General features: G+C 71.1%; 9 protein-coding genes. 2 read left to right on the top strand and 7 right to left on the bottom strand.

Annotated features, from left to right (window positions below; all coding sequences use genetic code 11):
* Nucleotides 1-6: 6 nt before the first annotated feature.
* Together ACIBO2_RS36545 and ACIBO2_RS36540 are read left to right on the top strand one after the other, a co-directional pair.
* Nucleotides 7-1,143, top strand: a complete 1,137-nt coding sequence (locus ACIBO2_RS36545) for a substrate-binding domain-containing protein (RefSeq protein ID WP_358544974.1) — start codon at nt 7-9, stop codon at nt 1,141-1,143.
* Nucleotides 1,144-1,184: 41 nt separating this feature from the next.
* Complete coding sequence (locus ACIBO2_RS36540; protein ID WP_357648476.1) at nt 1,185-1,334, top strand: hypothetical protein; 150 nt, start codon at nt 1,185-1,187, stop codon at nt 1,332-1,334.
* A 2-nt stretch (nt 1,335-1,336) separates the two neighbouring features.
* On the opposite strand, the gene ACIBO2_RS36535 is transcribed toward ACIBO2_RS36540, so the two are convergent.
* From ACIBO2_RS36535 to ACIBO2_RS36505, 7 genes are all read right to left on the bottom strand, one after another.
* Nucleotides 1,337-3,034: an ABC transporter family substrate-binding protein gene (locus ACIBO2_RS36535; RefSeq protein ID WP_358544972.1), complete on the bottom strand. Its 1,698-nt coding sequence runs from the start codon at nt 3,032-3,034 to the stop codon at nt 1,337-1,339.
* Nucleotides 3,035-3,056: 22 nt separating this feature from the next.
* The gene (locus tag ACIBO2_RS36530; RefSeq protein WP_358544971.1) at nt 3,057-5,081 is read right to left on the bottom strand and encodes an ABC transporter ATP-binding protein; all 2,025 of its coding nucleotides are present in this window, start codon (nt 5,079-5,081) and stop codon (nt 3,057-3,059) included.
* A complete protein-coding gene (locus ACIBO2_RS36525; protein WP_358544970.1) occupies nt 5,078-5,956 on the bottom strand; it encodes an ABC transporter permease in 879 nt (292 codons plus the stop codon). Before ACIBO2_RS36525 ends, ACIBO2_RS36530 begins: the two co-directional genes overlap by 4 nt.
* Nucleotides 5,953-6,939, bottom strand: coding sequence for an ABC transporter permease (locus ACIBO2_RS36520; protein WP_358544969.1), 987 nt, complete (start codon nt 6,937-6,939; stop codon nt 5,953-5,955). Before ACIBO2_RS36520 ends, ACIBO2_RS36525 begins: the two co-directional genes overlap by 4 nt.
* 112 nt (nt 6,940-7,051) lie before the next feature.
* On the bottom strand, nt 7,052-9,394 hold the full coding sequence (locus ACIBO2_RS36515; protein ID WP_358544968.1) for an AAA family ATPase: 2,343 nt from the start codon (nt 9,392-9,394) through the stop codon (nt 7,052-7,054).
* A gap of 64 nt (nt 9,395-9,458) precedes the next feature.
* The gene (locus ACIBO2_RS36510) at nt 9,459-10,355 is read right to left on the bottom strand and encodes a haloalkane dehalogenase (protein WP_358544967.1); all 897 of its coding nucleotides are present in this window, start codon (nt 10,353-10,355) and stop codon (nt 9,459-9,461) included.
* A gap of 15 nt (nt 10,356-10,370) precedes the next feature.
* Nucleotides 10,371-12,092, bottom strand: a complete 1,722-nt coding sequence (locus tag ACIBO2_RS36505; protein WP_397302910.1) for a hypothetical protein — start codon at nt 12,090-12,092, stop codon at nt 10,371-10,373.
* Between the last annotated feature and the right edge of the window lie 78 nt (nt 12,093-12,170).

Below are 12,170 nucleotides of genomic sequence, written 5' to 3'. Positions count from 1 at the left end.
CCGAGCGTGAACCGCTTCTCACGCATCGCGACGGCGCTGGCGATGGCCTGCGCGCTCGCTGGTGGCTGCTCCCGGGGCTCCGCCGGCTCGGCTCCCGGCCCCGCACCGGGCCCGTCGGCGAGCTCGTGTCCCGGTGTCCTGTCCGTGGCCGGGCAGGCCGTCGCGCGGGCTGAGGGGATCGTCGCCTGGAACGGTCCCACGAGCGGTCCGCGAGCGGTCCGCGGCAAGAACCTCGTGTTCGTCGCGGCGACCATGACCAACCCCGGCGTCGCGGGCACGGCCAACGCGGTGCGGGAGGCCGGGGAGTCCATCGGCTGGGACGTCCGGGTGATCGACGGGCAGGGCACTCCGGCCGGGGTACGGGAGGCCCTTGGCCAGGCCGTCGCCCTGCGCCCGTCGGGGATCGTCATCGGCGGTTTCGACCCGAACTCCGCCGCCGAGCAGGTCAAGCGGGCCAGTGACATGCGCATCCCGCTCATCGGGTGGCACGCGGCGAGCCGGCCCGGGCCCGGCGCGAACCCGAGGCTCTTCACCAACATCACCACCCGGGTGGAGGAGGTCGCGAGAATCAGCGCGTTCTGGATCATCGCCAGGTCGCAGGGGCACGCGGGCGTCGTCATCTTCACCGACTCGTCGATCCCCTTCGCGGAGAACAAGGCACAGCTGATCAAGAAAACGCTGCTGAGCTGCTCCGGCGTCAAGCTGCTGTCGTACCAGAACATCCCGCTTCCTGACACGGGCAGCCGCACGCCTCAGGCGGTCTCCTCACTCCTGTCGCGCTTCGGCGATCGATGGACCTACTCGGTCGCCATCAACGACCTCTACTTCGCCGACGCGGCGGCGCCCCTGCGCGCCGCGGGCAAAGCCGGCGATGGGCCCCCGTACGCGATCGGCGCGGGTGACGGCGACCCGTCGGCCTTCCAGCGCGTCCGAGACCGGCAGTTCCAGCAGGCCACCGTTCCCGAGCCGTTGAACGCGCAGGGCAGCCAGATCGTCGACGAGTTCAACCGCGCGTTCGCCGGGCGACCCCCGAGCGGGTACGTCGCGCCGGTGCATCTGACCACGCAACACAACGTCGACGACGCCACCTCGTGGGACCCCCCGGGCTTTCGCGCGGCCTACGAGCGGATCTGGAACGGCTGACCAATACGGGTTCAGGGGACCACTTTGGGTAGGGGTCCCGGATGGCAACCCTCATGGATCGGGTGCGCGCGTATCTGCGCAGCCCCCAAGGCAAGCAGACGATGGAGAAGGCCAAGCGCATGGCTAACGACCCGGAGAACCAGCGCAAGGCCCGGCGGTTCCTGGACCGGCTGCGCTCGCGGCGGCACTGACCTCAGCGGGTGAAGCCGATGTCCTGGTAGCGGAGGTCGTAGAAGCCGCGGGCCCCCACGTTGGCCAGCGTCTCGCTGACCGCCACGTTCTGCGGCCTCTGGTACAGCGGCAACACGTTGACCTCCTGCCAGATCAGCTTGTCGGCCGCGTTGGTGTCCGCGTGCGCCTGCTTCAGGTCGAGGCTCTGGCCGGCCTGGTTCATCGCCGCGTCGATCTCGGGCGAGCCCACGCGACCGAAGTTGGCGTTCCACGTCTGCCCGTTCGGCGAATTGGCGTAGATCCCAAAACTGCTCGAAACCGGAAAAGGCGTGCCGATGTATGCGAACGGCGTCATATCAAAGTTGCCGGGAATGACGTACTTGGTGAAGAAGTCATCGCTGGGCACGGCCTGGATGGTGAGCTTGACCCCGATCTGCGCGAGCATGCTCTGTGCGAGCTCACCCTCCGACTTGCCGGTCTGCACACCCGACGGCACCACGAAGCGCAGGTCGAGCGGCTTGCCGTCCTTCTGGCGGACGCCACCGCCGCCCAGCGGCCAGCCCGCCGCGTCGAGCAGGCGTCTGGCCTGGGCCGGGTCGTAGACGCCCAGGGCGCCGGCGTTGTCCTGGTAGCCCTCCTGGGTGTTCATGAAGAAGTGGTTGTTCAGCAGCGCGATCGGCCAGTCGAGGCCTTGCAGGTCGGACTGGGCGATCGCCTGGCGGTTGATGCCGAGCTGGACGGCCTGCCGGACCCGCTGGTCCTTCAGCAGGTCGCTGGAGCCGTTGAAGGTGATGTGGCGGAAGTCGGGGCCCGCCGCCTGGCGTACGGTCGCGCCCGGGGTGGTCTTGGCGCGCGCGTAGTCGGGCGCCGACGGGCCGACGTCGGTGATGTCGAGTTCGCCGTTGCTGAACGCGCCGATCAGGGAGTCCTGCTCGGAGGCGCGGTAGATGATCTGGTCGAGCTTGGCCCGGTCGCCCCACCAGGTGTCGTCGCGGACGAGCGTGATCGTCTTCGCCGTCTGGTCGAAGCCCTTGAACTTGAACGGCCCGGCCGTCACCGGGATCTTGTTCAGCCAGGCGGTGTTGTAGGCCTCGGGGGTGCTGTTGGTGGAGGCCGGCATCAAGGGGCTGAACAGCGACTTCCAGTCGCCGAAGGGCCGGGCGAACGTCACGACGACCGTGTAGTCGTCGCGCCCCCGCCGTACGTCGGAGATGTCCTGGTAACCGGTGGACGAGACGATGTGGAAGGCGGGGTTGGTGCCGTTGAGCGCCTTCCACTGGGCCTGGTAGTCGGTCCAGTCGATCGGCTTGCCGTCGGACCACTTGGCCTTGGGGTTGAGCGTGTAGGTGACGACCTGGTGCGGGTCGCGGGAGGTGACCTCGGCGCTGATCAGGTAGTCGGGGTTCGCGGTGATGTCCGCCTTCTCGTCGGATCTGAACGGCGCGGGCAGCAGCGCGTTGCTGACCACCGCAGCGACGGCGAGGTTGCCGTCGACGTGGTTCCTGTTCCACTGGGTGGGGAACTCGTTGATGCCCCAGCGCAACGTGCCGCCGTCCTTGACCTTGTCACGCGGCTGCGGATTGATGTCGTACGCCTTGACGTTCCGCTCGTCCCCCCGCGGGCCGCCCGCGAGGCCATCGCTGCCGCCAGGGCCCCGGCCGCAACCCGCCAGGCACAGCGAGCCGACCAGGGCGGCCACGATCAGGCGTGATGCTTTCATCGAGCGAATCCTCCCGCTTAGCTTAGGTGACTTCGAGCTTCTCGGCGTAGTGACAGGCGGCGCCCTGGTCCTTGTCGAGCAGGTGCACCGAGGGCTCGACGGCCACGCACACGGCGCGTTCGTCGTCGGTCAACTCGGCCCTGAACTTCGGGCACCGGGTGCGGAAGCGGCAGCCCGACGGGGGGTCGGCCGGACTGGGGAGATCGCCTTCGAGCAGGATCCGCCGGCGCGAGCGCTCGCGGACCGGGTCGGGCAGCGGGATCGCGGACAGCAACGCCTGTGTGTACGGGTGCGCGGGAGCGTCATAGACGGCGTCCACCTGCCCGATCTCGGCGATCCTGCCCAGATACATGACGGCCACCCGGTCGGCGATGTAGCGCACCACGGCCAGGTCGTGCGCGACGAACAGGTAGGACAGCCCGAGCTCGGCCTTCAGCGCGTCGAGCAGGTTGATCACACCGGCCTGGATCGACACGTCCAGCGCGGAGACCGGCTCGTCGAGCGCCAGGAACCTGGGTTCGAGCGCCAGCGCGCGGGCGATGCCGATGCGCTGCCGCTGTCCGCCGGAGAAGTCCTGCGGGTAGCGGGCCGCGTGGGAGGGGTCGAGCCCGACCAGGTCGAGCAGCTCGGCCACCCGGCCGCCCGGATCGCCCTTGCCGTGGGTGCGCAGCGGCTCGGCCAGGATGTCGTAGACGGTCATGCGCGGGTCGAGGGAGGCGAGCGGGTCCTGGAAGACGACCTGCATGTCGCGCCTGATCGCCATCCGTTCGGCGCCGCCGAGGCGGGCGGTGTCGTGCCCGAGCACGACAATGCGGCCCTCCTGCGGCTCGGCCAGCTCCAGGATCTCCATCAGCGTCGTGGTCTTGCCGCAGCCCGACTCGCCGACGAGACCGAGCGTCTCGCCCTCGCGTACGTCGAAGCTGACCCCCTCCACCGCGTGCACGGTGCCGACCCTGTGCTTGAACACCGATCCGCGCAGCAGCGGGTAGCGCTTGACCAGCCCGTCGACCTTCAGCACCGGCTGCCGGTCCTGGCGCGGCCGTGCCTCGCGCGGCTCGACGGGGACCGCGTGCTTGGCCGCCACGCGGGGGCGTACGTCCGCCCAGCGGATGCACGCGGCCTGGTGCGCCGGGCCGACGTCGACCAGCGGCGGCTCGGCGGCCTCGCAGGCGTCGATGCGCATCGGGCAGCGCGGCGCGAACGGGCAGCCCGGCGGCAGCGCCGCGGGCGACGGCGGCGCGCCCTCGATGGGCACGAGCGGGTGCCGGCCGTCGGTGTCTACGCGCGGGATGGAGCTGAGCAGCCCGACGGTGTAGGGCATGCGCGGCTCGTAGTAGATGTCGTCCACGCTGCCCACCTCGACCGGCCGGCCCGCGTACATCACCAGCACCCGATCGGCGAACCCGGCCACCACCCCGAGATCGTGCGTGATCATGACGATCGCGGCGCCCGTCTCCCGCTGGGCCTTCTTCAGCACTTCGAGCACCTGCGCCTGGATGGTGACGTCGAGCGCGGTGGTCGGCTCGTCGCAGATGATCACGTCGGGGTCGTTGGCGATGGCCATCGCGATCACCGCGCGCTGCCGCATCCCGCCGGAGAACTCGTGGGGGAAGGCCAGGGCCCGCTGGGCCGGGTTGGGGATGCCGACCAGGTCGAGCAGTTCGACGGCCATGGCCGCGGCCTGCTTCTTGGTCACCTTCTGGTGGACGCGCACCGCCTCGGCGATCTGGTCGCCGACGCGGTAGACGGGGGTCAGCGCGGACAGCGGGTCCTGGAAGACCATCGACATGGTCTTGCCGCGAAAGGCGGTCAGCTCCCGCTGCCGGGCGCCGATCAGCTCCTTGCCGTGCAGCCGCACCGAGCCGGTGACCGTGGCGCCCGGCGGCAGCAGGCCCATGACCGCGGCCGAGGTGACGGACTTGCCGGAGCCCGATTCGCCGACGATGCCGAGCACCTCGCCCTGGCGTACGGCATAGCTGACGCCGCGTACGGCCGCCACGTCGCCGAAGGAGACGTTGAGGTCGGTGACCTCCAGGACGGGCGTCACCGTGGCCTCCGGGAGGCGGGATCGAAGGCGTCGCGCAGCGCGTCGCCGATGAGGTTGACCGCGAGCACGGTGACCACCAGCAGCCCGGCGACGAACCAGAACGTCCACGGCGCGTAGAGGGCGGTCCGGGCGCCGTCGGCGATGAGCGTGCCGAAGGAGACGTCGGGCGGCTGGATGCCGAAGCCGAAGTAGGACAGCGAGGTCTCGGTGAGGATGGCCGCGCTGACATTGAGGGTGGCGTCGACGATCAGCAGCGACGACAGGTTGGGGATGATGTGCCGGAAGATGATGCGCACCGGCGAGACGCCCATGAACCGGGCGGCCTGGATGAACTCCCGCTGCTTCAGCGAGATCGTCATCCCTCTGACGATCTTCGAGGTGACCATCCAGAGGAACAGCGCCAGCATGATCACGAACAGCACCCACTGCCCCGCCCCGAACAGCGGCGACATGACGGCCAGGATCAGGAACGCGGGCAGCACCAGGAGCAGGTCGGCGCCCCAGGTGAGCGTCCGGTCGGTCCAGCCGGGGAAGTAGCCGGCGAACGCCCCGACGACGGCGGCCAGCGCGGTGGACACCAGCGCGGCCAGCAGCCCGACGATCAGCGACTTGCGCATGCCGCGCAGCGTCACCGCGTAGACGTCGGCGCCGGTCTGCAGCGTGCCGAACCAGTGCTCGGCCGACGGCGGGCTGAGGAAGGCGGTGAAGTCCTTGTCGGTGTAGGACCACGGGCTGAGCACCGGCCCGGCGAAGGCCAGCAGGAACAGCAGCACGAGCACGGCGAAGCCGATCCGCCCTTGCGTGGACTGGAAGAACCTCCAGGCGACCACCCGCAGCCGCGACGGAGCCCGCCTACCGACGAGCAGCGCCGTCATCCGGCCCTCACCCGGGGGTCGAGGGCGGCGTGCAGCAGATCGGCCGCCAGGGACGCGCACAGCACCGCGATCGCGGCGATGAAGGCGATGGCCGCCACGGTGTTGACGTCGTTGGTGAAGATGGAGTTGATCAGTTGTTCGCCCAGCCCGTGCCAGCCGAAGATCTTCTCGGTGAACGTCGCGCCGGTCAGCAGCGCGCCGAAGGTGAACGCGAAGTAGGTCGCGACCGGGATCAGGGCGGTGCGCAGGGCGTGGTGGATGAGCGCCTGGCTCCTGCTCAGCCCTTTGGCCATGGCGGTGCGGACGAAGTCGGCGCCGAGCACGTCGAGCATGGTGTTGCGCTGGTAGCGGCTGAAGACCGCGGCCAGCCCCAGCGACAGCGAGATCGTCGGCAGGATCAGGTGCCGCAGCCGGTCACTCACGGTCCCCCAGAAGCCGGTGTCGAGCCCGTCGCTGTATTCGCCGCTGACCAGGAAGAGCCGGTGCCCGAAGAGCCGATCGTTGGCCAGGGTGCCGAGCAGGATCAGCATGTTGGCCAGCACGACCACCGGCATCGCGAGCACCAGGAACGACATCCCTGTCGACAACCGGTCGAACCACCCGTACTGCTTGACCGCGGCGGCGGCCCCGACGACCACCCCCAGCAGGCTGCCGAAGATCAGCCCGAGCATGACCAGCCGGAAGGTGACGCCCATGCGCCGCTTGAGGTCCTCGTTGACCGGCGAGCCGGTGACCGTACGGCCGAAGTCGCCCTGCACCACGCCGCCCGCCCACGTCGCGTAGCGCTGGAGCAGCGGCGTGTGGTCGTTGAGGTTGAGCGCGGTGAGCTGGGCGTCCACGACGGCCGGCGGCGGCTTGGGGGTCCGGTCGGCGTAGTTGGAGCGCGGATCGAGGGCGCTGGCCGCGAGCATGTAGGCGAGGCTGGCTGCGACGGCCACGAGCACGAGATAGTTGAGCAGCCTGCGGGCCAGGAACCCCGCCATCGCCCTCCCCTTCGGCGCGCACGATGTGTAGTCATATTGCTACACCATGCGAGCATCGGGGCGCACGGAACTACCAAACTGCAGTCTGCTTAACGTCCGGAAAGTTCGCTGCCTAACGTCCGGAGAGTTCGTCCACGGCCATGCGGACATCGTCGCTGGTGATGGTCGTCAGCTCCGCCGAGCTGGCCGACCCGCCACCCCCCGCCAGAGCGGCGAGCCGTACGTCGCGGCGCATGGCCGCGCGCTCGAACAGCGACCTGGCGAAGCGCCCGTTGCCGAGCCCGTCGATCAGCCGCTCGTCGCAGACCCAGGCGAAGACCTCGTCGAGGTCGCGCAGTGCCGCCTCGTCGAAGCGGTCGCCCGATTTGTCGGCCAGCAGCACGGCGATCTCGGACAGCTCCCGCGCGGAGTAGCTGGGGAAGGCGACCCGCTGGTTGAACCGGCTGGCCAGGCCGGGGTTGGTGGCCAGGAAGGTGTCCATCTCGCGCTGGTAGCCGGCCAGCACGATGACGAGCCGGTCGCGGTCGTCCTCGGCGCGCTTGAGCAGCGTCTGCACGGCCTCGGCGCCGAACGCGTCGCCGCCGGAGTAGCCGGGGTTGACCAGGCTGTAGGCCTCGTCGACGAACAGTACGCCGCCCAGCGCCCGGTCGACCAGCTCGTTGGTCTTGATCGCGGTGGCGCCGAGATGCTGGCCGACCAGGTCGGCCCGCTGCGCCTCGACCACGTCGGGCCTGGCCAGCAGGCCGAGCGCGGCGAAGATGCGGCCGATGACCCTGGCCACCGTGGTCTTGCCGGTGCCCGGCGGGCCCGCGAACACGAAGTGGCGCGTCTGCGGCGGCGTGGGCAGCCCGCGCTCCTGCCGCATCCGGGCGACCTGGAGCTGGGCGGCGATGGCGTGCACCTGCCGCTTGACCGGCTCGAGCCCGGCCATCCGGTCGAGGTCGGCCAGCGCCTCCTCGATGGTGGGGGTGTCCTCGTAGCCGCGGAAGCGGGCGGTCAGCTCGTCGAACGCCTTGGTCACGTCGGCGGTCGTGGTGGTGACGAGGTCCTCGGTGGTCGGTGTCCCGCCCGCGCCCACGACGCGTACGTCACGGGCCGTCGCGGCGGCCTCGACGAGGCTGCGGACGAACCTGGCGTTGCCCAGCTCGTCGACCAGCCCGCGCCGCTGGACGTCCTCGAACAGGCCGAGCAGCGCGGCGCGCGCGTCGGGCGCCATCGTGTCGCCCCGGTGCCGCTGGAGCACCTCGGTGATCTCCGCCAGCTCACCGGGCGAGTAGCTCGGAAAGCGCACCCGGGTGGCGAACCTGCTGGCCAGCCCGGGGTTGCTGGACAGGAACGAGGTCATCTCCTGCTCGTAGCCGGCCAGGATGATGATCAGCCGGTCGCGGTCGTCCTCGGCCCGCTTGAGCAGCGTCTGCACGGCCTCGGCGCCGAACCTGTCGGGCTGGCCGTCGGAGGAGTTGATCAGTCCGTACGCCTCGTCGATGAACAGCACGCCGCCCAGCGCCCGGTCGACCAGCTCGTTGGTCTTGATCGCGGTCGCGCCCAGGAACTCCCCCACCAGGTCGGCCCGCTGGGCCTCGACCACGAAGGGCGTCTCGAGCAGGCCGAACGCGTAGAAGATCTTCGCCACCGTGCGGGCCACGCTGGTCTTGCCCGTGCCGGGCGGGCCGAGGAAGACCAGGTGCCTGGTCGGTCGGCCGGCCTTGTAGCCGGCCTCGGCCCGCAGCCGGGACGCCTCGATGGAGGCGGCGATCGAGCGGACCTGCTCCTTGACCGGAGCGAGCCCGATCATGCCTTCCAGCTCGGCCAGCGCCTCCTCGACCGAGATGTCGGGCAGCCCGCCGGCCTTCTCGGGCGGCGCCTCCGGCCGGCCGTCGCGGGCCCTGACCCGGACCTGCTCCTCGGCGCTCAGCGCGTTCCTGGCCCGGCGGGCGGCGATGAAGCGCTGGATGAGGACGGCGGTGGCCGCGCCGTAGGCGACCCAGACCGCGGCGGCGTCGGAGACGAAGGAAATGGCCGCGGCGAGCGCCCCGGCGGGGACGAGCGCCATCAGCACGCTCAGCCACGGCGTCACCCAGCGGATCAGGTGCGCGGCGGCGGCGACGGGCACGGCCAGCATCATCAGCAGCGTGGGGGCCAGTGAGGGCGGCGGGAGGAGCGCGTAGAACACCGGCAGCAGCGCGCACCAGCCGATGAGCACCAGCACGGTCGCGGCGGCCCGCGGGAAGCGCAGCGTCAGCGCGAGGAACGCGAGCACCAGCAGGGTGATGAGAAAGGTCTTGAACAGGTCCCAGCCGAGCGCGGCGGCCACGCCGACGGTGGCGATGAGCACGACCACGTGCATCACCCGGCGCATGGCCGGGGGAAGATGGAAATAGCGCAGCCGCACCTGTTCAAACAGATCCCGCGCCGCGGTCCGCCCTGCGGTCTGGGCCCTGCCGGACTCACGCATCACGCCTCCCCGGTCCGCCCCTGGTTATACCGCACCAGACCGACGATTGGGCGGACCTGACACGCTAGGTGCCGGTGACGAACCGTGCGATGTGGCGGCCGAGTTCGCCGCCCGCGTCCTCCTGGAGGAAGTGGCCGGCGCCCTTGATCACCGGATGAGCGCGTCCCGCGGCGCCCGCCATCGACTTCTTGAGGATCGGTCCCATACCTCCAGTTATCGGGTCTCCGTCGGAGAAGGCCACCAAAAACGGGCGATCGAGCGTGGTGAGGACCTGCCAGGCGGCGCGGTTGGCGGGCGCGGCGGGGTCGTCGGGGGTGATCGGGACGAGTCCCGGCATGGCCTTCGCGGCGGCTTTGTACGACTCGTCGGGGAAGGGGGCGTCGTAGGCGGCGCGCACGGCCGCGGGGAGTTCGCTCTTGCAGCCCGACTGGACGAATCTGGCGATGTCCAGCATGGGAGCGTTCATCACCGCGTCTTTGAAGCGATGCCACAACTCGGGCATGGGAATGTCACCCGTCGGCAAGCCCGTGTTGGCCGCGACGATCCTGGCGACGTGCTCCGGATGCTCACCGGCGATCCGCAACCCGATCAGGCCGCCCCAGTCCTGCCCGACCATGGTGACGCCGCTCAGCCCGAGCGCGTCGAACAGCAGCGCGCGGGTCCACTCGACGTGCCTGGCGTAGGTGTGGTCGGCCCGTTCGGCCGGCTTGTCGGAGCGGCCGAAGCCCACCAGATCGACGGCGATGGCCCGCAGCCCGGCCGCCGCCAGCTCGCGCATGACGTGCCGGTAGAGGAAGGACCAGGTCGGCTCGCCGTGCAGCAGCACCACCGGCGGCCCGTCGGCGCGGCCCGTCTCGACGTAGGCCATGCGCAGGCCGTCGGCCACCTCGGCGTAGCGCGGCTCGTAGGGGAAGTCGGGCAGGTCGGCGAAACGCTCTTCGGGGGTACGGAGAGTCCGCATAGAACGATATTCTAGCTAGCGCCGCTGGTGCCGCCCGGGGAACTCCCCCATGAGCACCTGTTTGGGAGTGACCCGCAGCAGGTCCGAATCGGCCACGGCGATGCCGCGCACCTCCACCCAATACCTGCGCTGCAGCGGATCGGCGGCGAACACCGCCACCCGTGGATCCGCCTCGACGGCCGCCCGCGCCTGCGTCTCGGCGACCAGCCTGAGCTCTCCCGACGGGGTGACGGTCGCCGCCGTGCCGACGACGCGCGGGCCGAGGGAGTCGCCGAAGGACAGCACGACGCTCCTGGCGTACGCGAACGCCTGGCGTACCTCCGGAGTGAGCGCGACGGACGGGGCGTCGCCGGTGGGCAGGTCGCACATGATCAGTGAGGCTCGCCATGGCCCCGGCCCGCCGCGCCACCAGGCGCGCGCGGCGCGCAGCGCGAACAGCGCCACCGCCGCGCAGAGCGCGCCGAGCCCGGCCCGCCAGGCCCAGACCAGCCCCAGCAGGCCGCCCGCCGCGCAGGCCACGGACGTCAGCACGACCAGCCCGGTCGCGACCGGCAGCCATCTGTCCTCGCGATGGCGAACCCGCCGGTAGGAGACCAGCAGCGGGTAGGGCACCGCCACCGCGAGCACGGCGGCCCGCGGCTCCACGGCCAGCGCCCCGCACACCAGGGGCACCAGCACCGACCATGTCCTGCCGAGCATGATCCACAGCGTGACCCCCGTGTTCCGCCTGGCCGTGCGCTCGGCGGGCACCCGGGCGAACTGGGCCAGGGCCCGCATCGGGCTGCCGCGCCAGAGCTCGGCCAGCGCGCGCATGCCCTCCGTCACCGGCCAGCCGAGCACCACCACGCCCGCCAGAGCGGCCCAGACCGGGTCGAACGCCGTCGGCAGGTCCGGCAGCGCGCCCATCGTCAGCCAGCCCGCGAACGCGGCCACCGACGCGACGGCCGAGGCCAGGGCGGCGCCCAGCCAGGGGTCACGGCCGAGCATGGCGGGGACGTAGGACCACACCCCTACTCTGCGCACCTGCCTGAGCGTGATCGGGACGAGCAGGACCAGCACCAGGAGGCCGCCGAGCCGGCCCTCGCGGCCCCGGTCGAAGCCCAGGGCGGCCACGACGATGGCGATCGTCGCGAGCGCGACCAGCAGGCGGGATTGGCGTGACCAGACCTCCAGCGCCCGCATGGCCCGGCCGCTCTCGCGCGGGTCGATCGGCCAGGCGGGGTCGCGGTGCGCGGGGAGGCGGTCCCAGCGCAGCAGCGTCAGTCCGAGGTTGACGCGGGCCTGCGGATGCGCGGGATCCCGGTCGAGCGCGGTCAGATAGGCGCGCCGGGCGGGCGCGTGCTCGGCGCGGAGCAGCGCCTGGTCGCCGCGGAGCACGTGAGGGGCGGCCTCCTCGGGGGCGTACGCGCGGGCCAGCGCCGCCTGCTCGACGGACTCGTCCCAGTGGCCGGGGACGCGGCGCAGCGCGGTGCCCAGCCGCAGCCGGGCCGGCCAGGATCCCAGAGCGAGGCGCACCGCGTGCTCGGCGGGCGCGACCGCGTCGGCGTCGCGGCCCTGACGTTCCAGCGCGAGGCTGATCAGGCGGTAGGCCCACTCGTTGGCCGGATCCATGTCGGCGGCCGTGCGAGCGGCCTCCAGCGCGGCCTCGGGGCGGCCCGCCTGGAGTCTGGTGACCGCCTCTTCACACCATTCGCGGGGGGATCTGTCGGTCCTGTCGGCACTTTCGGCGGTCCCCACGGACCCCATGATCGGCTGACCGGACAGAGATGGATAGGCCGGGACATATGGCTGTGTCTCTCTAGAGAGGTGCCGCAG

Source organism: Nonomuraea sp. NPDC050022 (genome assembly GCF_044460705.1).
GTDB lineage: Bacteria > Actinomycetota > Actinomycetes > Streptosporangiales > Streptosporangiaceae > Nonomuraea.
Note: the sequence above shows the minus strand (reverse complement) of the source record. Positions and strands in the feature narration are given on the sequence as shown.